The organism is Roseovarius sp. 217 (genome assembly GCF_000152845.1).
In the GTDB taxonomy this organism is placed as follows: Bacteria; Pseudomonadota; Alphaproteobacteria; order Rhodobacterales; family Rhodobacteraceae; genus Roseovarius.
Genome location: NZ_CH902584.1, coordinates 2,148,214 through 2,170,670 on the forward strand (window position 1 = coordinate 2,148,214; position 22,457 = coordinate 2,170,670).

Here is a 22,457-nt window from a genome sequence, read left to right on the forward strand (position 1 = left end):
CCGACAAAGAGCTTCCATGACCAAACCTCTGCCGACCGTCACCCCCAACACTTGGGAATTCCTGCGCGACCCGATGATTGCACCCACGGGGTTCCGCGAATACGACGCCCGGTGGAAATATCCCGATCAGATCAATCTGCCGGGCATCACCGCCTTGGGTCTTGGTCTCGGCACGCAAATGCACGCACGCGGCATCCCGCCGGTGATCGCGGTCGGCAATGACTATCGTGACTATTCGCTGTCGATCAAGAATGCCCTCATGCTGGGCCTCATGCAGGCGGGTATCACGGTCAAGGACATTGGCCCCTGCCTCTCTCCCATGGCCTATTTTGCGCAATTCCACCTTGATGTGCCCGCGGTCGCCATGGTCACGGCCTCGCATAATCCAAACGGTTGGACCGGGGTCAAGATGGGCTTTGACCGCCCGCTGACCCACGGCCCGGATGAGATGGCGGAACTCCGCGACATCGTGCTAGAGGGACGCGGCGAGCCCCGCCCCGGCGGTGCTTACGACTTCGTTTCCGGCGTGCGCGAGGCCTATCTCGATGATCTCGTCGGTGATTTCCGCATGACCCGCAAGCTGCGCGTCGTCTGCGCCACCGGCAATGGCACCGCCTCCGCCTTTGCGCCCGAATTGTTCGAGCGTTTGGGCGTCGAGGTGATCGCGTCGCACAACACGCTCGACTACACCTTCCCACATTACAACCCCAATCCCGAAGCCATGGAAATGCTCCATGACATGGCCGCCACCGTGCGCGCCACGGGGGCTGATTTCGCGCTTGGCTTTGACGGCGACGGCGACCGCTGCGGCGTTGTGGATGACGAGGGCGAGGAAATCTTTGCCGATAAGGTGGGCGTCATCATGGCGCGCGACCTCTCCAAGATTTACCCCAATGCGACCTTCGTCGCCGATGTGAAATCCACAGGCCTCTTTGCCTCGGATCCTGAACTGATCAAAAACGGCGTGACCGCTGATTACTGGAAAACCGGCCACTCCCACATGAAACGCCGGGTCAAGGAATTGGGCGCGCTCGCGGGCTTTGAGAAATCCGGCCATTACTTTCTCGCCGAACCCATCGGGCGCGGCTACGACTGCGGCATGCGCGTCGCCGTCGAGATTTGCAAATTGATGGACCGCAACCCGTCGATGTCGATGTCCGACCTGCGCCGCGCGCTGCCGGTGACCTATGCGACCCCCACCATGTCGCCCTATTGTGCCGATACCGAGAAATACGCCGTGCTCGACCGCATCGTCGCCAAACTCGTCGCGCGCCACGCCGCAGGTGAACCGCTCGCCGGGCGTGCCATCAAGGAGGTCGTGACCGTCAATGGGGCCCGCGTCATTCTCGACAATGGCTCTTGGGGGCTGGTGCGCGCCTCGTCCAACACTCCCAACCTCGTCGTCGTCTGCGAGAGCAGCGTGAGTGACGCGGAAATGCGCGCCATCTTCGCGGATCTTGATGTGGTCATCCGCACCGAACCGGGCGTTGGCGATTACGATCAGACGATCTGAACCGCACTACATCTCGTATGAAAGACCTCGGGCGAGTCCCTGATTAAATCCGGGACGGGGGCAGCGCCCCCATCCCCTCCAAACTTGTGTACAAAACCCGTGTACATATTGCACATCCTGTACACATCAGGCCGCCAATCCACGCCCCTTCAGCAGCGCCTCAACCCCCGGCATCCGACCTCGGAATTGCAAGTATAGCGTTTCGGCATCCTCCGACCCGCCGCGTGAAAGAATGTGCGTTTCCAAGGCTTTAGCCCGTTCCGGATCAAATGCCCCGCCCGCCTCTTCAAAACTGGCAAAGGCATCCGCATCCATCACCTCGGACCACATATAGCTGTAATAGCCGCTGGAATACCCATCCCCAGAAAACACATGCGCGAAATGCGGGCTCGCATGGCGCATGGTGATGGCCCTTGGCATGCCAAGATTGTCTAATACTTCCAATTGCTTGGCCATGATGTCGCCGGGCGCATCGCCCTCATGAAACGCCAGATCGACGAGGGCCGAGGCGACATATTCCACCGTCTGAAACCCCTGATCGAAATTCGCGGCCTTCAGCAATTTATCCAGCAATTCCCGTGGTATAGCCTCTCCGGTCTCGACATGAGTGGCATAGCGCTCCAGCACTTCGGGCACTTCCAGCCAATGTTCATAGAGCTGTGAGGGCAATTCAACAAAGTCCCGCGCCACGGAAGTTCCTGAAATACTTTCATAATTCACGTCCGACAGCATCTGATGCAGGGCATGGCCAAACTCGTGAAACAGCGTGCGCGCATCGTCATAACTCAGCAACGCCGGATCTCCCTTGGCAAAGTTGCAGACGTTGATCACTACCGGCCCCTGCACCTCTGGCCGCTTGGCCTGACCTCGCATGGCAGAGCACCAAGCCCCCGATCTCTTGGACCCACGCGCGAAATAATCCCCAATAAAAACAGCAACATGCGCGCCATCGCGCGTCACTTCCCAGGCCCGGCAATCAGGGTGATAGAGCGGCATATCAAGCGCGCGAAACTCCAACCCAAACAGCCGATTGGCACAGCCAAATGCCGCCGCGATCATCGCCTCCAGCGACAAATAGGGTTTCAGGGCCGTTTCATCCAGATCATGCTCCGCCTGCCGCCGCTTTTCTGCATAGTAACGCCAATCCCACGGCTCCAATTCTCCATTGATTCCATCGGCTTGCATCATCTCCGTCAGCCGTGCCGCATCCCGCTCCGCCTGCGCCTTGGCCGGTTCCCAAACCGCCATCAACAGGCCCCGCACCGCCTCTGGCGTCTTGGCCATCTCGGTTTCCAGCTTGTAGGCGGCAAAATTCGCATAGCCCAACAAGGCGGCCCGCTCCGCGCGCAGGCGCAAAATCTCTGCGGCGACCTCGCGATTGTCAGTCTCACCTCCCATGGCACCGCGCGAAACCCATGATTCATATGCCTTTTTTCGCAAATCACGACGCGGGGAGAATTGCAGGAAGGGTACGATCAACGACCGCGACAGGGTAATCACAGGCCGCTCCAGCCGCTTTTCCTGCCCCGCCGCGTGCGCGGCATCGACCAGAAAACCCGGCAACCCTTCCAGATCGTCCTCGGCCAATTCCATTTGCCAGCCGGACTCATCCGCCAGCAGGTTCTGCGTAAATGCCGTTCCCAATTCCGCCAACCGCGCCATGATCTTGCGCATCCGGGCCTCTTCCGCCCCGGTCAATGCCGCGCCTGAACGGCGAAATCCCCGGTGCGTGAGCATCAACAAACGCGCTTCTTCAGCTGTCAAACCGAGCGTGTTGCGCTCGGCCCACAGGCTTTCGATCCGCGCAAAAAGCTCTTTGTTCCCATAGAGTTCCGAGGAGTAAGCCGCTAGTTTTGGGGCGAATTCGCGCTGCAGTTCCTGCCGCTTTGGATTACTGTCCGCGCCCGCCAATGTGTAAAACACCGACAGCACCCGGTCCAAATCCTTGCCCGTTTTTTCAAGCGCTTCGATCGTATTGGCAAAGCTCGGCGCCTCTGGATTGTCAGCTATCGCTACGACCTCTGCCCGTGCCTTGGCCATTGCGGTCTCGAACGCAGGTGCGAAATCCGCGTCGGCAATTTGATCGAAAGGGGCAAGTTTGAACGGCGTTTTCCACTCAGCCAGCAACATGTTGGTCATCATTCTCTCCTTTACCCCCACATATGGGGCAATCTGCACGACGGCTCAGCCCGATCTTGCGGCTCTCGCCGTAAAGCGCGTCGTAAATGAGCATGTCTCCGCGCAGAGTCTGCCCCGCTCCGGTGATCAGCTTGACCGCCTCTGCTGCCATCATTGCTCCAACCACGCCGGGCAGTGGCCCCAGAACGCCAGCTTCGGCGCAAGAGGGTGCAAGGCCCGCGGCAGGGGCTTGCGGAAAAATGCATTGATAGCAGGGGGTGCCATGGGCCGGATCAAACACGCTCAGCTGCCCTTCCCATTGCGATAAAGCGCCTGAAATCAATGGCTTGCCTTGGGCGACTGAGGTGGCATTTGACAGATAGCGTGTCTCGAAATTATCGGTGCCATCTAAGATCAGATCATAGTCGGCGAAGAGATCGCTTGCGATTTCCGGTGTCAACCGCCTCTGATAGGGGTGCACCACGACATGCGGATTTTGCGCCTGCATCGCCGCCATGGCCGATTGCACTTTGGGGAGACCGATATCGGCATCGCGGTGAATCACCTGTCGCTGCAGGTTGGAATTTTCAACGGTATCATCGTCGATCACCCCTATCGTCCCCACGCCCGCCGCCGCCAGATAAAGCAGCGCCGGAGAGCCAAGACCACCCGCGCCAATCACCAGAACGCGCGCCTCTTTCAGGGCTTTCTGTCCCGGTCCACCGATCTCGCGCATGATGATATGACGGGCATAGCGGTTGAGTTCTGCCCCGGAGAACAAAGGCTTACGAGATGCAACTGTAACGGCCTCACGCTCAGAGCGAGCCCGTAAGCGGGTCAGTCCTGCGCGGTAAACCAGCACGATCACGACCGTTCCGCCAACCATCAGCCAGAGCGCCGGGCTTTCGCCCGTGGCCATGCGCAACGCGTGGCCCTCGGGTAGCACCAGATGCGTCAACACCACAGCCGCCCACAGGCCTGAGATCATCCCCCACCGCAGTCGCCGGGGCGTGCCCAAGGCCGCGCCAATGCTCCAGAGCACTGCTGCCATGACCAGCACCAGCAGCATCAGCCAATCCCCGTAGAGCCAAATCCACCCGCGCCACGCGCGGTCTCGTCCAGCGTCTCGACCAGAGTGAACCGCGCCTGCGCAACCGGCGCCACCACCATCTGTGCGATCCGCATTCCATGCGTGATTTCAAAGCCTTCGGTCCCGGCATTCATCACGATTACCCCCAAGGGTCCGCGATAATCGCTGTCGATCGTGCCGGGGCTGTTGGGCAGGGTAATGCCGTGTTTCAGAGCAAGGCCAGAGCGCGGGCGCACCTGCACCTCGTATCCCATCGGCACCGCCAGCCGCAGCCCCGTGGGCACAAGAACCCGCGCGCCCGGTGCCAGCATGACCCGGCCGCGATCTGGAAAGTTCGCGCGCAGATCGGCCCCGGCCGCGCCTGCGGTTTCATAGCCGGGCAAGCCAAGGGTGCGGTCCGCCCCTTCCTCCCATTGAATCGCGACGGTCAGCATGCGGCCCTCTTCATCATGTTGAAAATACGCATGATTTCAACTCAGCGCCGTGGCGACCCGTGCGGCCAGTTGCGCGGCCACCTGATCCTTGCCCATGCGCGGCCACTCCTCGGCACCGTCTGCGGTGATCAGCGTCACGGCATTCTCGGTGCCGCCCATGATACCGGTCGCAGGGCGCACGTCATTGGCGATGATCCAGTCACAGCCCTTGCGCGCGCGCTTGGCGGTCGCGTTCGCGATCACGTCATCGGTTTCGGCGGCAAAGCCTACGACAAGTTTGGGCCGACCGGACGTCATGCTCGCGACAGTCGCCAATATGTCGGGGTTCTCGGCAAAGGTTAATTGAGGCAGACCACCCTTCGTTTTCTTGAGCTTTTGGCTACTTGCACTTGTGACATGCCAATCCGCCACCGCGGCGGCGCAGATTGCGACCTCAACCGGCAGGGCACTCTTGACCGCCTCCAGCATCTCGTGCGCAGTCTCGACGCGGATCACCTGCACCCCGTCGGGCGGCGGCACCGTGGCGGGGCCGGTGACAAAGACCACCTCAGCCCCAAGCGTGGCGAATGCGCGGGCAATCGCCGCACCCTGCGCGCCCGACGAGCGGTTGGCAATGTAGCGTACCGGATCAATGGGTTCGTGAGTTGGACCAGAGGTCACCAGAATTCGGCGGCCTGTCAATGGTCCTTCGGACAGCATTGTCCTGACTGCTGCCATGATTTCGGGCACTTCTGCCATGCGTCCGGGGCCATGCTCACCGCAGGCCATATCGCCGTCATTTGGGCCAACAAAGGCTATACCGTCACCGTGAAGCAGAGCGAGATTGCGCTGCGTGGCCGCGTGGTGCCACATCCGCACATTCATCGCAGGCGCGATTAAAACAGGCGTGTCGGTGGCCAAAAGCAGGGTGGAGGCCAGATCACTGGCGTGGCCCTGTGCCATCTTGGCAATCAGATCGGCGGTTGCCGGAGCAACAACGATCAGATCGGCCGAACGGCTGAGTTCGATATGCCCCATCTCTGCTTCGTCCGTCAGGTTGAAGAGGTCTGAGAACACTTTACGCCCCGCGAGTGCCGACACGGACAGCGGAGTGACAAATTCAGCGCCCGCGCGGGTCAGCACCGGCGTTACCATGGCCCCACGCTCTCGCAGGCGGCGTATAAGATCGAGCGCCTTATAGGCTGCGATTCCGCCTCCGATGATCAGAAGAATGCGTTTTGAACTTAGCATTGGCGCTTCCTATGAGATGCGCCCTGACACTAGGCTGCGGGCTGGTGCCGCGCAAGGGTGCGACACGCTACTGAAATCCCGCACACGGATCGGGTCGCTCGACGGCCGCTGACGATATGATCTCGTCAAAGCCGCCCTCAATGTCTGCGTTGTCTTCGGTCTGGCCCACGACCCAAATTTCTAGATCGGGGGCGGCCTGTGCTAAATAAGCGGGTACTCCCCAATCGCGGCGGGCATGACCGTTGCCGGTGATCACGGCCACCGGCCCTCCAGTTTCCTCAATCGCCTGTACCACCGCCCGCGCCAGAACTGCGTCGCGCAGGCGTTGGATGACCACCATTCCCGGTAAGAGGTTCGCTGGCAGGGCATTGCAATGGGCTTCTTTTTGCATCGCTTCGCGGATCGCTTGCTGATCTTCTGGTAAATCGCGATCAAGGCCGTAGCGTGTGGCATCATCGCCGAAAACTTCTGAAAGCCCGTCTGTGAGAACAGCGCGAGACGCGTCACGCGTCACTTGTGCACCGTAAACCCTTGCATCAGGGGCGGCGCTAAAAATCGGGTAATACATTGAGAAATCGGGCCATCCACTGGCCTCCCACTGTAACAAATTTTCCAATCGGGCTTTGTCACCCAGAAGGTCCGGCGTAACCAATGCAGCTTGGTCCTTGGTCAGCATTTCATAGACAATTGCCCTTGGTTTCAGATCCTTTACACGCTGAGTCTGCACGGCATGGTGCGCCGCGTTGTCATGCACCTCGCCAAGGACCAATACATCTTGGGCCGCTGCGGAGAACGCGACGGTCAGGACCGATAGCAAAACGAGCAAACGCAGGATCATGCGAGCAGGTTTTGCACTTCGCCCCCATGCTTTTCAAGATGCTTGCGCATTTTCTGAAAGGCCGCTGCTTCAAGCTGCCGCACGCGCTCCTTGCTGAGATTGAGTTCTTCGCCGAGGCTTTCGAGAGTGCGCGGATCGTCTCGAAGTTTGCGTTCACGCACGATAAAACGTTCGCGTTCGTTGAGGCGGGCTAAGGCATCAGCCAACCAGTCGCGCAGAGCATGCATGTCGTGATGGCGCTCGACGATCTCGTCGCCGCGCGCGCCCTCGTCCTCAAGAGTGTCAATCCATTCGCGACCCTCGTCCTCTGCCGATTGTGTGGCATTAAGCGAAAAGTCCGAGCCCGAAAGGCGCCCTTCCATCATTTCGACATCGCGTAATGGAACACCAACCTCATGCGCAATCATCTCGCGCAGTTGGTATCCGTCAAGCTGCTGCCCATTGGCCATTGCCTCACGTTCGAGCCGCGCTTGCACGCGCCTCATGTTGAAAAACAACGACTTTTGGCTAGATGTCGAGCCTGTTCGCACCATCGACCAGTTGCGCATAACATAGTCCTGAATGCTGGCCTTAATCCACCAAACAGCATAGGTGGAAAACCGCACGCCGCGATCAGGATCGAACTTATCCGCGGCCTTCATAAGACCCAACCCAGCCTCTTGAATGAGGTCATTCATCGGCGCTCCGTAGCGCCGGAATTTCGAAGCCATCGAAATTGCCAGCCGCATGTAAGCGTTGATCAAACGATGCAGGGCTTCTTCATCGCGTTGGTCGCGCCAAGCATAGGCGAGCGCGAGTTCTGTTTCCGCATCCAGCATCTCTGCCTTCATGGCAGTGCGGGACATGGACCTTTGCTGCGGTGCGTCGAGTGGCATCGGATTTCCCCCTTATCGGCGGCGTGACTTCGTTGCGCCCTTTTTCCTCTTATCGCAAAGTGCTACGCACCATGGACGTCACCGGATCAAAAAAGGAGAGGCCCATTTGTCTGACCTGCCAAGACTGAGCCTCGTTCTGGGCGGGGCTGCCTCAGGCAAATCCAGCTTTGCAGAGCGCCTCGTAACCAACTCAGGCCGACCGCGCATTTACCTCGCCACGGCGCAAGCCTTCGATGATGAGATGCGGGCAAAGCTTGTGCGGCACCGTGAAATCCGTGGATCGGACTGGCGCACCTGTGAGGCTCCGTTTGATCTGGCCCCCGTGCTCGCGCACGCAAGCGCTCAAGAGGTGGTGTTGCTCGATTGTATCACGATGTGGCTCAGCAATCACCTGCTTGCGGATCACGATCTCGATGATGCCCAATCTGCGCTGTTTTCCGCTCTCAATGCCTGTGCTGCGCCAGTGGTTATGGTTTCAAACGAAGTTGGGCTGTCAGTCGTGCCCGAGAACGCACTTGCCCGGCGGTTTCGAGACGCGCAGGGGCGGCTCAATCAGGAATTGGCTGCGCGGTCGGATTTTGTGGTCAATGTCATCGCTGGTCTGCCTGTGCTCCTTAAGGGCAATTTGCCGTGAGCCGGTTTTACTGGGTGCGCCACGGTCCGACGCACGCGAAGTCTATGGTCGGTTGGTCGGATATCCCCGCAGATTTAAGCGATGAGGCGCGACTGGCGCGACTTGCGGACCACCTGCCGGGCAATGCGTTGCTGATCTCTTCGGACCTGAGCAGAGCTCGCGCCACCGCAGACGCCATCATAGGCGCGCGAGAGCGCCTACCCGATGACCGGGACCTGCGCGAAATTCATTTTGGTGCGTGGGAGATGCAAGCTTTTGAGGCTGTCTCGGACCAGAAACTCTTGCGCGCATTCTGGGAAATGCCCGGTGATATTCGCCCGCCCGGCGGCGAAAGCTGGCACGAGATAGCCCTTCGCGTCGCCCTAGCGACCAATCGCCTGCGCAGTACGTATCCGGGACGAGACATCGTTTTAGTGGCCCATATGGGCGTAATCCTAACCCAAGTGCAGGCGGCGCTAGGCATATCAGCCTACGAGGCATTTGCGCACCGGATCGACAACCTGTCCGTCACCGAACTTCATTGGGCAGGACAGGGTTGGAAAATGCAGGCGATAAATCACCTTCCGTGATACAAACTCCAACAAAAACTTGCTAGTCGGGTGCCCGTTCTGGCGCTAACATTCTGCAATGACATATGACCTCATCCTCGGCGATTACGCCTATTCTTCTTGGTCGCTGCGTGGCTGGCTCTTGCTCCACCGCTTTGGCTTGCCATACCGGGTTCGCATCCTCGATTTTAGTGCCGATTACAGCGTGGCCGAGCAAATGGCCGATCTTGCCCCGGCCCGAACAGTGCCCACGTTGATCACGCCCGAGGCGGCGGTTGTCTCTGACAGTCTCGCGATGGCCGAAGAACTGGCCACCCGTCACCCCGAGGCGGGAATATGGCCCAACGAGCCACGCGCACGCGCCACAGCGCGTACTCTCGCCGCTGAGATGCATTCGGGGTTTGGTGCATTGCGGGGCGATTGCCCGATGAACCTGCGCACGGCCTATACTGGTGTGGTGCCGTCTGAGGCTGTTTTGAGTGATCTTGCCCGGATCGAGACCCTGTGGCTGCATGCACGTGCCACTTGCGCACCCGATGGCCCGTGGCTCTGTGGTGCGTATAGTGCGGCCGATGCTTTTTTTGCACCGGTCGCGGCGCGGATCGCGGGCTATGATCTGCCGGTATCAGAGGTCGCGCGCGCTTATGTTGCAGCCCACCTGAATGATTTGGCTTTTCGTCGCTGGCGAGCCATGGGTCTGTGCGCGGTGCGACCCTTTCGCGCTATGCCAAACCCTATGCCACTGTTTCCTGGCCTGGTCCGATCCCGCGGCCGGCTGCGCCGTTGAGAGCGGTGCCCCCGAGAATACCCTCTGTCCCTATTCGGGCGAAGCGGTCACGGATTTGATGGAAAGCGAGGGTCGGATTTTCGGATTCTGCAACCCTTTCTGCCGAGACAAAACCGTCTCCGACCCGGATGCATGGCCCGCTTTTACCGCTCTGCGCGACAATGCCCCGTAAGCTATCTTAGACGGAGCACCGGTGCCGGACCGATGGGAATTGGCCCCAGCAAGATGCGCCCGTTGCGAAAGGTCAGTGGCACATCGAGCGTGTTGGGGTTTCCTGACATTTGCGCCATCAGTGACAGCCCACTGTCCAACGTCCCCAGCATCGATTCGGGTATCACCCCGGTTTGTGCTGCGATTTGCAGCATTTCCCGCCAGTTGCGCGCCTTGAGCGTGATCTCTCCTTCTGGCAAGCCTTCGGGCGTAACGGCTACGTCACCGGCTGCTTGGAGATGCAATTGTCCCCATTTGGCATCTGCCAATCGCAGATTGATCGCGGTCGGCTGCGGGCGGGCTTGCTCTATCGCGCTGCGGTCCCAGAGTTTGTCAAAACTTACAGTCAAATCGGCGTGCAGTCCGGATATCTGCGTGGGCAGACGGCCCTGAGGATCAAGTTGGGCACGCCATGGTGGCGACAGGGTCAATCCCTCGGCCGTCAGGCCAAGGCGGTACTCTGTCTCCATCTGGCGCTCGGCGGCGAGTGTGAGCGAGGTCAGTGCGGTGTTCTCATCCTGCCGCTCCAACGGTGTAATCTGTAGATACTCGGCGGTCAGTGTGGCGCGCTCTGGGGCGAGTCGCGTATCGGGCGCGATACGGAGGCTGGCACGCATATCGCGGCTTTCGATGCGGAATTTTTCTTGCGGCGTGGAAATCAATTGGCTGTTTGGCCATACGGCAATCACATGGTTTGGCTGGTAGCTGAGTGCGAGAATTTGAAAGAAGTCTGCCTCCCACGCTAATCCAGTTTCTGGATCGGCCAGCACCAGATCACTAAAGCCGGTGTCAAAGCGATTGGGAAATCCCTGAACCGTGATGTCCGAGGTTTCGGCCACCCATCCTTCTGCGCGCCGCAAATCGAACCATGTCTCAAACCCACGACTCAATCCGCTTTGCCCGAGGAACCAATATCCGGACCAACCCAATGCGGCGATCACGATCACGGCAAGCAGAAATCTCATGGTGCGCGCCCCTTTCATGCCCTTTGAGAGGTGTTTATAGGGGGTTGTGGGCGAGGAACAGGGGCAAAGGCTATGTGGGTATTCGGCTATGGGTCACTGGTGTGGAATCCCGGTTTCGAGGCCAAGGAACGGGTGATCGCCCGCCTTCCGGATTATCATCGAAGTTTTTGTATGCGTAGTATCCACCATAGGGGCACAGAAGATGTTCCCGGTCTGGTTCTCGCGTTGGACGCGTACCCCGGGGCACTTTGCCAAGGGGTCGCGCTACGTGCCGACGCGGCGCAAGCTGATGACGTTCTGAGCTATCTGCGCGAACGCGAATTGATATCTTCTGCCTATCTCGAGCGTATGCTGAAAATAGACCTTGCCGATGGTCGCCGGGTGGAGGCGGTGACTTACGTGATTGATCCCGATCATGTGCAATATTGTGGCGGTCTTGATCTCGAAGAACAGGCTGCGATCATAGCGCGCGCCGTAGGTGGACGCGGCCCGAACACTGAATATCTCTACAATACGGCTGACCATCTCGGACAACTTGGTATTCACGACAAGGAACTGGACTGGCTGGTGCGGCGGGTGCGCCATATCTGTGGATAAATCCTTGGCTTAGCTAACCAAGCCGCGTAGGGTTGGCCCAAGAAATCCAAGTGTCGGGAGCGTCCAGATGGACCAGCCGGACCGTGAGGTCGAGCCGCAGTTTTCATATCCCTATCGCCAGATCATTCTGATGTTGGTGGTTCTTGGGCTGACCGCGTTTGGGGCGTTTCTCGCCTTGCCAAGCGTACTGCCGGTCTTTCAGGCCAATCTTTGGCTGAACGGATTTATTTTCTTTGTTTTCATCACCGGAGTGATCGCCACCTTCTGGCAGGTCCTTCAATTGATCGGATCTGCCCGCTGGATTGAGGGCTTTGCTGGACAGGTTCCGGGCCACGAGATGACCCAACCACCTTCGATGTTGGCACCCTTGGCAACACTGCTGCGATCACGCGGAAAACGGATGCAGATTGCGTCGACCTCAGCGCGCTCAATTCTTGATTCAGTGGCTCAGCGGATCGACGAAGCGCGCGAAATCACACGCTATATTGTCAGTCTATTGATTTTCTTGGGGCTTTTGGGAACCTTTTACGGACTGGCCACGACGGTGCCGGCGGTCGTTGACACGATCCGGAGCCTTGCCCCGCAAGAAGGTGAAGAGGGGATCGAAGTCTTCAGCCGGCTGATGTCCGGGCTAGAAGCGCAGTTGGGCGGCATGGGCGTAGCTTTTTCGTCCTCATTGCTTGGGCTTGCGGGCTCCTTGGTGGTGGGTCTTCTGGAGCTCTTTGCCGGTCACGGCCAGAACCGATTTTATCGTGAGCTAGAAGAGTGGATGTCGACGATCACGCGTGTGGGCTTTGCCACAGGTGATGGAGAGGGCAGTGGTGAGCAGGGGGCTGTCGCGCATGTGCTCGATCATATGGCCGAGCAGATGGACGCGCTCCAGGTCATGCTCGGCCAGTCGGACATGAGCCGCGCGATGGTCGATCAGAAACTAGGCGTGCTGGCGGATTCAATTGAGCGGTTGACCCATCGGATGAGCGACCAGAACCCCGTGCAAGTTGCATTGATGCGGCTCGCCGAAGGGCAGGAACGGCTGATCATGGCACTCGAGAGCCGCGAAGCTCCCCAAACTGAAGGGCTCGATGCGGAAAGCCGCATGCGGCTGCGTTCGATTGATGTGCAGATGCTGCGCATTCTCGAGGAAATCAGCGCCGGTCGTCAGGAAACGATGACGGAATTGCGCACCGATTTGGCAGCGCTGACGCGGGTGATGGGACAGACGCGCCCGCCAGTGGCTCCTCGCACCGTGCGACAGGTCATGCCGCGCTCTGATCCGGACGGCGGCGAGGAGGGCTGATCATGGCGCTCTCTCGGCGGACCGGTTCACGGTTTCAGGCCTCAATCTGGCCGGGGTTTGTTGACGCGATGACCGGGCTCTTGCTGGTCTTAATGTTTGTGCTGACCATTTTCATGATGGTGCAGTTTGTGTTGCGCGAAGAAATTAGTGGGCAGGCGACCCGGCTTGACTCGCTTTCCGCGGAAGTGGCCGCGCTATCGCGTGCGCTCGGACTCGAACAAGATCGCAGCGCAAGCCTGCAGGATCGCGTTGGCGCATTGACCGCAACTTTGAGTGACGCGCGCACCCGTGAGGCCGAACAAACCGCCTTGATCGACAGCCTGCGCGCCCAAAGTGACGCTCAGGTCGAGGCGCTGAGTGCCGCGCAGGGTAGGATTACCAGCTTTGAGGACCAGGTCGCCGGGCTTTTGTCAGAACGTGACACGGCGCAAGGGCGTATCGCGGATCTGGAAGACGAGCGCGCTGCGCTGCTCAGTGAGCAGGAGCAGTTGCAACTGGCCTTGGCAGGGCTGCGTAGCGAGGTTAATGCGCAGGCTGAAGCCGCCCGCCTTGCTGCGGCGCGACGCGAAGCGCTTGAGGCACTCGCGGCGGACCTGCGCCAGCGCAACGCCGAGGCGAGCGAGGCACAGGCAGCATTGTCCGAGCAAGTGACAAACCTCGAGAGGCAATTGAGCCAAGAGGAGCAGGACCGGTTGGCAGAGGCGGCTGCGGCTGAGGCGCTGCGCGCCCGGTTGGCGGATGCGGACGCCGAGCTGACCTCTATGACACTCGCTCTAGAAGAGCAGCGCAAGCGGGCTGAGGAAACGCTGACACTTCTCGCCGCGACCAAGGATGCGCGTGATGATCTTGATCGTCGATTGGCGCAGGTCTTGACGGAGAACACTCAGTTGGGTGCTGCCGTTCTGGACGCAGAAGAGACCCGCGAGCAATTGGTGGCGGCTCTTGCTGCGCAGCGCGCTGCGGAGGCGCGCACGGAGGCCCAGATGACAGAGGCAGAGCGCCGGGCCGCACTTTTGGCTGAGGCGCGCACACGCCTTGCAGAAGAACAAGCGGCGGCCAGCGAAGCGCAAAAGCAGCAAGCGCTACTCAATCAGCAGGTAGCTGCTTTGCGCCAACAGCTCTCTGGCCTTCAGGCTTTACTGGATGCCTCAGAGGAGGCTGAGGCTGAAGCTGAGGTGCAGTTGCAGTCGCTTGGCAATGAGCTGAATACGGCCTTGGCCCGCGTTGCGGCCGAAGAACGGCGTCGGCGCATTGCAGAAGAGGAACGCGCTCGTCTGTTGGAGGCGGAGAAAGAGGATCTAGAGAAGTATCGCTCAGAATTCTTTGGCCGTTTGCGTGATGTGCTGGGTCAACAAGAGGGTGTTCAAATCGTCGGTGATCGGTTCGTGTTTTCGTCTGAGGTGCTCTTTGCGCCCGGCGAGGCGGAGTTGTCGCTCGCGGGAGAGGGCGAAATTGCCAAAGTGGCGGGCATCCTGCGCAATGTGATCGGGGATATTCCCGAGGGGATTGACTGGGTGCTCCAAGTTGATGGCCATACGGATGACGTGCCGATTGTGGAAGGCGCGCGATTTGCTGACAACTGGGCGCTCAGTCAGGCACGGGCCCTGTCCGTCGTGCGCTATCTCACGGGCGTCTTGGGATTTCCTGCTGAGCGCCTCTCGGCAAATGGCTACGGCGAGTTCCAACCCGTCAATCCCGATGACACAGCTGCGGCGCGTGCGCAGAACAGACGTATCGAGCTCAAGCTGACCACGCGGTGATCGCCAATCTGTTCAGGGTCAACGGGTGACAGTGATATCCGCGTGACGCACGGCCAACACGGTATCCCCTCGGGTCAGACGTACGTAACCTCTGTACGCTCCGTCCGGCCATCCTCCGTCAGGAGACTTGCGGCCAAAGGCACGAAAGAGTTGTGCTTGAGGATTCTCAAGGATGACATCATGGCTGAAAATCTCACCTTCCGGCCCTTGGGCGGTGAGCGTTAATTGGTCGCCGGGTTGGGCGTAAAAAACGTGACCATAGAGCACGAGCGGTTGATCTGATCGAGCGGTTCTGACACGGGCTGATCCTGTTTGAACTGCATCAAACTCAGGCACTGAAGTGGAAAACCCGGCTGTGAAGAGGCCGGAGGGATCGTAGTGTAGAGCGGTGTCCCACATGCTCTCATCCGGCGTGGCCCCGCAGGTGTTCCGATTGTCCGGATTGAACGGATCGATGATTTGACCATCCTTGAGAACTCCGAGGTGCACATGCGGGGCATTCGTAAGCCCACTTAGTCCTACCTGACCTAGACTATCGCCTGCCGCGACCCGGTCCCCCTTTTGAACAGTCAGAGACGCTTGCTTCATGTGGCAGTAGAGCGTTTGCCACCCGTCCCCGTGATCAATCCGCACGGCGTTGCCGCATTCCTGTCCCTCGATAGTCTCTCGGGTTTGTGCGGTCACGGGCGTGTCGGCCATGCCATCGCGGGTGGCGGCCACGATGCCGGGGGCAGCGGCCAAGACATTAACGCCGGTGGCCATGGCCTCGAACGACAGAAGCATGAAATCAATGCCACGGTGGTCATCGCGGCTTTTGATGCCACAGGTATAGTCGCGTTGACCGGGGCCCGGATCAGTATCGACATAATCCTCGATATAGCAGGTCTGCCCCAACACACAGTCAAGCGGCAATCTCAGGTCAGGTTGGTCAGCGGCGGCCCCGGTGGCCGCCGCGATCAGAAGTGGTGCAAGTGTCCTTACGACCCGTGCAATCATTCGGCTGTCAAGAGAGGCGGCTTCTTCTTGCCGGTCAGGCGTCGTGTGACTGGACCCTCGACCATGAGGTCGATCTTGTCATCCTTGACACCCACTTTGACAACGCCGCCTTTCAAGAGTTTGCCAAATAGCAATTCCTCGGCCAACGGTTTCTTGATGTGCTCCTGAATCACGCGGCCCAACGGGCGCGCGCCCATCTTTTCGTCATACCCTCGTTCGGCGAGCCATTCAGCAGCCGGTTCAGTCAGTTCAATAGTCACGTCACGATCCATAAGTTGCGCCTCAAGTTGCAACACGAATTTTTCGACGACCTTAAGAATGACTGACTTCGGCAGCGGTCCAAACGAGATCACGGCGTCCAGACGGTTGCGGAATTCAGGCGTGAACGTCCGCTCGATGGCGGCGGTATCCTCGCCCTCCCTCCGGTCGCGACCAAAGCCTATGGCGGATTTTGCCTGCTCCGCTGCCCCGGCGTTCGACGTCATGATCAGGACGACATTCCGAAAATCCACTTTGCGACCATTGTGATCGGTCAGTGTCCCATGGTCCATCACCTGCAACAGGATGTTGAACACGTCGGGATGCGCCTTTTCGATCTCGTCGAGCAACAGTACGCAATGCGGATGCTGATCGACACCATCCGTCAAAAGACCGCCCTGATCGAACCCGACATAGCCCGGCGGCGCGCCGATCAGGCGCGACACTGCGTGCTTCTCCATGTATTCCGACATGTCGAACCGCAAGAGTTCAACCCCGAGGGTATCGGCCAATTGTTTTGCGACCTCGGTCTTGCCCACGCCTGTCGGGCCGGCAAAGAGATAGTTGCCAATCGGCTTTTCCGGCTCGCGCAATCCAGCGCGGGCCAGTTTGATCGCCGAACTGAGCGTCTCGATTGCGGCATCTTGACCAAAGACCACCCGCTTGAGAGACGCTTCAAGATCCTTGAGCACCTCGGCGTCGTTCTTGGAGACGTTCTTGGGCGGGATGCGGGCGATTTTCGCAACGACCTCTTCGATTTCCTTGACGCCAATGCTCTTGCGTCGCTTGGAGGCTGCCAACAAATGCTGGGCTGCGCCCGCTTCGTCGATCACGTCAATCGCCTTGTCGGGCAGCTTGCGGTCGTTGATGTAACGCGCCGAAAGGTCAACAGCAGAGCGGATAGCGTCATTGGTGTATTTGACGCTGTGGTGATCCTCGAAATAAGGCTTGAGACCCTTGAGGATCTTGACCGCATCCTCGACTGTGGGTTCGGCCACGTCGATTTTCTGGAACCGACGCGCGAGCGCACGGTCCTTTTCAAAATGCTGGCGGAATTCCTTGTAGGTGGTCGATCCCATGCAGCGCAGTTTGCCGCCTTGCAGCGCGGGTTTCAGAAGGTTCGATGCATCCATCGCCCCGCCTGACGTGGCACCTGCACCGATTACCGTGTGGATCTCGTCGATAAAGAGCACCGCGTCGGGGTGTTTCTCCAGTTCGGTGACCACCGCCTTGAGGCGTTCTTCAAAATCGCCCCTGTAGCGCGTGCCCGCCAAAAGCGCGCCCATATCGAGAGAATAGATCGTCGTGCGTGACAGCACGCGAGGCGTCTCCCCCATGACGATCTTGTGGGCCAGACCTTCGGCGATGGCGGTTTTTCCCACACCGGGGTCGCCCACCAAAAGCGGGTTGTTCTTACGGCGGCGGCAAAGCACCTGAATACAGCGCTCAACCTCTGCATCGCGTCCGATCAGGGGGTCGATATCGCCCTTCCGCGCCTTCTCGTTCAGATCGACGCAGTATTTTGCGAGCGCAGAGTCGCCTGCCTCGACGGCGTCGGTCTCGGTCGATTTGGTCCCGCTGTCTTCGTCGTGGCTGGTGGCTCCGGTGACTGGCCGTGCTTCCCCATAGGCGGGATCCTTGGCCACGCCATGTGCGATGAAATTTACCGCATCATAGCGCGTCATGTCCTGTTCCTGAAGGAAGTACGCCGCGTTCGACTCGCGCTCGGCGAAAATAGCGACAAGAACATTTGCGCCGGTCACCTCAGTGCGGCCCGACGATTGCACATGGATTGCAGCGCGCTGGATGACGCGCTGGAAGGCGGCGGTGGGCACCGCCTCTGATCCGTCGATATCGGTTACGAGATTGGCCAGATCGTCGTCGATGAATTCCACCAATGTGGTGCGTAAGTCCTCGGTGTTGACGCTGCAGGCCTTCATTACGCGTGCGGCGTCAGGTTCGTCTACGAGGGCGAGCAAGAGGTGTTCCAGTGTGGCAAATTCGTGCTGGCGTGCGTTGGCGAGGGCCAATGCCGCATGGATTGCCTGTTCGAGCGTGTTCGAGAATGAAGGCACGGTGGTGCTCCTTCTGATCTTGGCCGGGGCGGGCTGCCCACAAACCTTGGCCTCATAGTCTTAAAGTTTGGTCGATAACGGCCAGTCTTCAAGGATTTTTTCGTCAAACTGGGTCACATTTCGTTATACCAGCGTTGTTTTCATCACGCGTGCGTCAAAAGCGGTCCTTGCGCGCACGAATTTCGGCAAATACATCGACCGGAGCGGACCCGGTCATGCCGAGTTGGGCCTGTATTCCTGCGTCACCGGCACGCAGAAACGGGTTGGTGGCCAGTTCGTCAGCCAGTATTGAGGGGACAGTGGGCCGACCGGCGGCGCGGGCAGCGCTGATCTCTATGGACCTTGATATAAGAGCCGCGTTGTCCGGGTCAACGGTCCGTGCGAATTTCGCGTTGCTTTCTGTGTATTCATGGCCGGAGCAGATCGTGGTTCGAGGCGGTAGGGATGAAATTTTCCCAAGACTTTCAAACATTTGCGCCATTGTGCCTTCAAAGACACGGCCACAGCCCATTGCCATGAGGCTATCGGCGGTAAAGACCACGGCGCTTTGTGGAAAATGAAACGCCAGATGGCCGACTGTGTGGCCGGACACATCCATGACGACGCCTGTCTCGGAACCGATCCCAATCTGGTCGCCGTCGCTCACGGCGCGGTCGAGCGGGGGCAGGCGGTGAGCGTCGGCGGCGGCGCCAATCACCTGGGCGGGGTGGCGCGCAAGCAATTCGCCGAGGCCTTGCACATGGTCGGCGTGATGATGCGTCAGCAGCACCAGCGATAGTTTCCAACCTTTCTTATCAAGGGCTTGTAGGATTGGCGCGGCCTCTGGCACGTCAATCGCGGCTGTCACACCCGTGGCCGGATCATGTGCCAGATAGGCATAGTTGTCAGCCAGGCAGGGGACAGTAAGGATTTGCAAAACCATGGTATTTTCCCGATTGCCAGTTAGTGTTAGGGTCGAGAGTGACTGATCTTTGGCCGGGCTGCAATGCATCTGGATGTACAGGACCTGCGAAATTTTTACTACCGAAGCACCTTGGGGCGGGCGGTCCAGAAAACCGTGCGCGCACAGGTTGCGGAGTTTTGGCCTGAGGCGCAGGGGCAGACGGTTGTCGGCTATGGATTCGCCGTTCCGTTCCTGCGTCCATACCTTGCCGATGCGCGTCGTGTGATCGGATTAATGCCTGCACCTCAAGGGGTTATCGGGTGGCCTCAGGGGTTGCCGAATATTTCTGTGCTCTGCGAAGAGACATTCTGGCCTCTGGAAACCGGGCATGTCGACAAGCTCTTGGTGGTGCATGGGCTGGAGACGTCGGAGCAGCCGAGCGCAGTTCTGGAAGAGTGTTGGCGCGTGCTTGGGCCGGGAGGATCGGCTCTTTTCATCGTGCCGAACCGGGCCGGGCTATGGTCGCGCTCGGACCGCACGCCCTTTGGATTCGGGCGGCCCTACAGCCAGACCCAGTTGGAAAGCCAATTGAAATCACACAACTTTTTGCCGGAACGCCATGCTACGACGCTCTATCAGCCGCCCTCGGACCGCCCTTTTTGGCGCAAGACGGCGGGCATGTGGGAGCGGATGGGCGCCAAGCTGTCCGTCGTTGCGGCGGGTGGTGTGTTGATGGTCGAGGCCACAAAACGGGTGCAGGCGCCGAGCGGGCCGGTACTGCGCGATACAGTGCGCAAACCGCTTAGCGTGCTGCGCCCGCAACCCGAGGCCAAGCCGGTCTGACTGTGTACAGGGCGTACAATTTGTACGCGCGTTTTGTACTCAAGCGTGGTGCCGGTTCCGACATCGCGTCAGCCCGCGCGTTCCAATGTCGGATCGAGCGCGATATCGGCCAAGGTGCTGCGGTCGAGATCGTCGAGAAAGGCGCGCTCTGCTGACCTCAATCGCGCCTTGAGCCGACAGCGCCCGTCGAGGGAGCAGTCCCCCGCCTCTGGTCCGAAACAGGCGACGAGGGCCTGACCGGATTCGAGATGGCGGATCACATCCCCCAACCGGATCTGTGCCGGGGGGCGGGCGAGGAGTGCGCCGCCGCCGCCGCCGCGCCGGGTGTCGATCAGCCCGGCCTGGGACAGGCGTTGCATGATCTTGGCGAGGTGGTGGCGCGAGAGGTCGAACTCGGTCGCCAACTCGGCGCTGGAAAAGGCGCGATCGGGAGCGCTGGCCATGCGCATCAACATCCGCAGGCCGAAATCGGTGAAGGAGGTGAGGCGCATGGTCGCTGGGTCTCCGGATAAATCGGTATTTACAATACCTATTAACAGGGTTAGACGGAATTGCAAAGCGGGATTGGCGCTTGCTGCCTCTACCGCGTGACAGAAAGGACGGTCCGATGTCCGATACGCGCAAACCGCTCGGTTATGCCTCGCCGCCCTGCATGGCGCAGGAGGTCGACCCGGCCTATTTCGATCCCCTCGCGACCGACCCCGAGCAGGCGCGTGATGTGGCGCGGTGGCGCAAGGCTGAGCGCGAGCGCCTGAGAGGGCTGCGCGCTGCGCTGAGTGTGGCGGATCGCCAAGAGATCGGGCGGGCGCTGTCAGGGCACCTGCGTGCGGTGCTGCAAGAGAAATTCAACGGTGCGCGGGGCAAGGTGGTGTCATGCTACTGGCCGATCAAAGGCGAGCCGGATTTGCGCGACCTGATGGCGGAGTGGCATGCGGGCGGCGTGCTGATTGCGCTGCCGATTGTCGAGGTGAAGGCCGCGCCGCTGGTGTTTCGCCGGTGGACGCCCGAGACACAGATGGTGCGGGGGGATTGGAACATTCCGGTGCCGCCCCCCGATGCGGAGCGGGTGATCCCCGACATCACCCTCGCGCCGATGATCGGCTGGACCGAGGACTGTTACAGGTTGGGCTATGGCGGCGGCTATTTTGACCGGACCTTGGCGGCGCTCGACCCGCGCCCGGTGAGCATCGGAATAGCGCTGGGTTCGGCGCGGATCAAGACAATCTATCCGCAGCCGCATGATATTCCGCTCGACATGGTCGTGACGGAAACGGGCGCAGGGGCCGAGAGGAACGCGCGATGACGAGCACGGCAGAGCAGATGCGGGGCTGGCGTGGTCCGGCACTTTTGAGTTTCGGGTTTCGGCCGTTTTTTCTGGGCGCAGGGATATGGGCCGTGTTGATCATGGTGCTGTGGGTGCCGATGCTGGTGGGGGTGATCCGTTTGCCGACGGCGTTCGATCCGGTGAGTTGGCACGCGCATGAGTTTCTGTTTGGCTATCTGGTCGCGGTGATCGCGGGATTCATGCTGACGGCTGTGCCGAACTGGACCGGGCGTTTACCCATCGTGGGCTGGCCGCTGGGTGGATTGGTGGCGCTGTGGCTGTTGGGGCGTTTGGCCGTGATGGTCTCTGCTGGGTTGCCGCCCCTTGCGGTGGCGCTGATGGATCTGGCGATGCCTGTGGTTCTGGCGGCGGTCATGCTGCGCGAGATCGTGGCGGGCAAGAACTGGCGCAATCTGATGGTTGTCGCAATGCTGGCGGTGCTGACGCTCGGCAATGCGCTGTTTCATTGGGAGGCGGCGCAGGGTGCCTATGCGGCGCAGGGCTATGGGCTGCGTCTGGGGCTGGCGGCGATTGTGATGATGATTGCGGTGATCGGGGGGCGCATCGTCCCCTCCTTCACGCGCAACTGGCTGGCGCGGCGGGGGCCGGGGCGTTTACCGGTGCCACCAATGCAACGGTTCGACAAGCTGGCGCTCTTGGCGCTGCTGGGCGCGCTGCTGTCATGGGTCTTGCTGCCGATGGACGATGGTACGGGGGCCGCGCTGATCGTGGTGGGGATCTTGCACGCGGCTAGGTTGGCGCGCTGGGCGGGGGATCGCACCGGGGCGGAGCCGCTCGTCTGGGTGCTGCATCTGGGCTATGCGTTTGTGCCGCTGGGTGCAGTGGTGATCGGGCTGGAGATTTTGTGGCCCGGTCTGATCGGGGGAGCCGCGGCGCAACATCTGTGGATGGCGGGGGCGGCGGGGTTGATGACGCTGGCGGTCATGACACGGGCGACGCTGGGTCATACAGGGCGCGCGCTGACGGCGGGCTTGGGCACGGTGGCGATTTACCTCGCGCTGGTGCTGGCGGTGCTGGCGCGGGTGGCGGCGGGGCTTTGGCCTGCGGAGGCGGGGGCGCTGCAGGCCCTGTCGGGGCTGGCGTGGATCGGGGCGTTTGGTGGGTTTGCGCTGCTCTATGGGCCGTTGATGCTGCGGCAGAAGCCTGCGACGGCGCTATGAC

At 60.2% G+C, this 22,457-nt stretch carries 20 protein-coding genes and 1 pseudogene; 10 read left to right on the forward strand and 11 right to left on the reverse strand.

The genetic code is table 11. The features are described from left to right. The first annotated feature begins 16 nt into the window (after positions 1–16). Positions 17–1,513, forward strand: a complete 1,497-nt coding sequence (locus ROS217_RS10310; RefSeq protein ID WP_009817669.1) for a phosphomannomutase/phosphoglucomutase — start codon at positions 17–19, stop codon at positions 1,511–1,513. A 126-nt stretch (positions 1,514–1,639) separates the two neighbouring features. On the opposite strand, the gene ROS217_RS10315 is transcribed toward ROS217_RS10310, so the two are convergent. From ROS217_RS10315 to ROS217_RS10340, 6 genes are all read right to left on the reverse strand, one after another. Beyond that, positions 1,640–3,652 carry a M3 family metallopeptidase gene (locus ROS217_RS10315; RefSeq protein WP_040651318.1) on the reverse strand — a complete coding sequence of 671 codons (2,013 nt, stop codon included), beginning with the start codon at positions 3,650–3,652 and terminating at the stop codon, positions 1,640–1,642. Continuing rightward, positions 3,630–4,700, reverse strand: a complete 1,071-nt coding sequence (locus tag ROS217_RS10320) for a HesA/MoeB/ThiF family protein (RefSeq protein WP_009817671.1) — start codon at positions 4,698–4,700, stop codon at positions 3,630–3,632. The genes ROS217_RS10315 and ROS217_RS10320 overlap by 23 nt, the downstream gene beginning before the upstream one ends. Then, on the reverse strand, positions 4,700–5,155 hold the full coding sequence (dut, locus tag ROS217_RS10325; protein WP_009817672.1) for a dUTP diphosphatase: 456 nt from the start codon (positions 5,153–5,155) through the stop codon (positions 4,700–4,702). Before dut ends, ROS217_RS10320 begins: the two co-directional genes overlap by 1 nt. Positions 5,156–5,191: 36 nt before the next feature. Continuing rightward, complete coding sequence (gene coaBC / locus ROS217_RS10330; RefSeq protein ID WP_009817673.1) at positions 5,192–6,385, reverse strand: bifunctional phosphopantothenoylcysteine decarboxylase/phosphopantothenate--cysteine ligase CoaBC; 1,194 nt, start codon at positions 6,383–6,385, stop codon at positions 5,192–5,194. Positions 6,386–6,452: 67 nt separating this feature from the next. Further along, complete coding sequence (locus tag ROS217_RS10335) at positions 6,453–7,223, reverse strand: ChaN family lipoprotein (RefSeq protein ID WP_009817674.1); 771 nt, start codon at positions 7,221–7,223, stop codon at positions 6,453–6,455. Beyond that, on the reverse strand, positions 7,220–8,053 hold the full coding sequence (locus ROS217_RS10340) for an RNA polymerase factor sigma-32 (RefSeq protein WP_009817676.1): 834 nt from the start codon (positions 8,051–8,053) through the stop codon (positions 7,220–7,222). Before ROS217_RS10340 ends, ROS217_RS10335 begins: the two co-directional genes overlap by 4 nt. Before the next feature lie 151 nt (positions 8,054–8,204). Between ROS217_RS10340 and cobU the strand changes: the two genes are divergently transcribed. The 3 genes and pseudogenes from cobU (at position 8,205) to ROS217_RS10355 (ending at position 10,239) form a co-directional block, all read left to right on the forward strand. After that, complete coding sequence (gene cobU / locus ROS217_RS10345; RefSeq protein ID WP_254656403.1) at positions 8,205–8,732, forward strand: bifunctional adenosylcobinamide kinase/adenosylcobinamide-phosphate guanylyltransferase; 528 nt, start codon at positions 8,205–8,207, stop codon at positions 8,730–8,732. Then, on the forward strand, positions 8,729–9,301 hold the full coding sequence (locus tag ROS217_RS10350; protein WP_040650525.1) for a histidine phosphatase family protein: 573 nt from the start codon (positions 8,729–8,731) through the stop codon (positions 9,299–9,301). Before cobU ends, ROS217_RS10350 begins: the two co-directional genes overlap by 4 nt. Before the next feature lie 58 nt (positions 9,302–9,359). Then, positions 9,360–10,239: pseudogene (locus ROS217_RS10355) on the forward strand (glutathione S-transferase). Between the two features lies 1 nt (position 10,240). Here the strand turns inward: ROS217_RS10355 and ROS217_RS10360 are convergent. Continuing rightward, positions 10,241–11,242 (reverse strand): DUF2125 domain-containing protein, encoded by a 1,002-nt coding sequence (locus ROS217_RS10360; RefSeq protein WP_254656404.1) that lies wholly within the window; start codon positions 11,240–11,242, stop codon positions 10,241–10,243. Between the two features lie 72 nt (positions 11,243–11,314). Here ROS217_RS10360 and ROS217_RS10365 point away from each other — a divergent pair, with 72 nt between their 5' ends. The 3 genes from ROS217_RS10365 (at position 11,315) to ROS217_RS10375 (ending at position 14,896) form a co-directional block, all read left to right on the forward strand. Further along, positions 11,315–11,839 carry a gamma-glutamylcyclotransferase gene (locus tag ROS217_RS10365; RefSeq protein WP_009817681.1) on the forward strand — a complete coding sequence of 175 codons (525 nt, stop codon included), beginning with the start codon at positions 11,315–11,317 and terminating at the stop codon, positions 11,837–11,839. 67 nt (positions 11,840–11,906) lie between these two features. Beyond that, on the forward strand, positions 11,907–13,136 hold the full coding sequence (locus ROS217_RS10370; RefSeq protein WP_009817682.1) for a hypothetical protein: 1,230 nt from the start codon (positions 11,907–11,909) through the stop codon (positions 13,134–13,136). A gap of 2 nt (positions 13,137–13,138) precedes the next feature. Continuing rightward, entirely contained in the window at positions 13,139–14,896 is a 1,758-nt protein-coding gene (locus ROS217_RS10375; protein ID WP_040650527.1) for a peptidoglycan -binding protein, read from the forward strand. A gap of 18 nt (positions 14,897–14,914) precedes the next feature. On the opposite strand, the gene ROS217_RS10380 is transcribed toward ROS217_RS10375, so the two are convergent. The 3 genes from ROS217_RS10380 to gloB all read right to left on the reverse strand — a co-directional run bounded on the left by ROS217_RS10380 (position 14,915) and on the right by gloB (position 19,147). Beyond that, on the reverse strand, positions 14,915–15,892 hold the full coding sequence (locus tag ROS217_RS10380) for a M23 family metallopeptidase (RefSeq protein WP_009817684.1): 978 nt from the start codon (positions 15,890–15,892) through the stop codon (positions 14,915–14,917). After that, on the reverse strand, positions 15,889–18,225 hold the full coding sequence (clpA, locus tag ROS217_RS10385) for an ATP-dependent Clp protease ATP-binding subunit ClpA (RefSeq protein WP_009817685.1): 2,337 nt from the start codon (positions 18,223–18,225) through the stop codon (positions 15,889–15,891). The genes ROS217_RS10380 and clpA overlap by 4 nt, the downstream gene beginning before the upstream one ends. Before the next feature lie 154 nt (positions 18,226–18,379). Continuing rightward, entirely contained in the window at positions 18,380–19,147 is a 768-nt protein-coding gene (gloB, locus tag ROS217_RS10390; RefSeq protein ID WP_040651321.1) for a hydroxyacylglutathione hydrolase, read from the reverse strand. A 63-nt stretch (positions 19,148–19,210) separates the two neighbouring features. On the opposite strand from gloB, the gene ROS217_RS10395 reads away from it, so the two are divergent. Further along, complete coding sequence (locus tag ROS217_RS10395; RefSeq protein WP_009817687.1) at positions 19,211–19,951, forward strand: class I SAM-dependent methyltransferase; 741 nt, start codon at positions 19,211–19,213, stop codon at positions 19,949–19,951. Positions 19,952–20,019: 68 nt separating this feature from the next. Here ROS217_RS10395 and ROS217_RS10400 read toward each other — a convergent pair whose 3' ends face one another. After that, entirely contained in the window at positions 20,020–20,442 is a 423-nt protein-coding gene (locus ROS217_RS10400; protein WP_009817688.1) for an Rrf2 family transcriptional regulator, read from the reverse strand. 116 nt (positions 20,443–20,558) lie between these two features. Here ROS217_RS10400 and ROS217_RS10405 point away from each other — a divergent pair, with 116 nt between their 5' ends. Together ROS217_RS10405 and ROS217_RS10410 are read left to right on the forward strand one after the other, a co-directional pair. Beyond that, the gene (locus ROS217_RS10405; RefSeq protein ID WP_009817689.1) at positions 20,559–21,254 is read left to right on the forward strand and encodes a 5-formyltetrahydrofolate cyclo-ligase; all 696 of its coding nucleotides are present in this window, start codon (positions 20,559–20,561) and stop codon (positions 21,252–21,254) included. Beyond that, on the forward strand, positions 21,251–22,456 hold the full coding sequence (locus ROS217_RS10410) for an NnrS family protein (protein ID WP_009817690.1): 1,206 nt from the start codon (positions 21,251–21,253) through the stop codon (positions 22,454–22,456). Before ROS217_RS10405 ends, ROS217_RS10410 begins: the two co-directional genes overlap by 4 nt. Position 22,457: the final 1 nt, after the last annotated feature.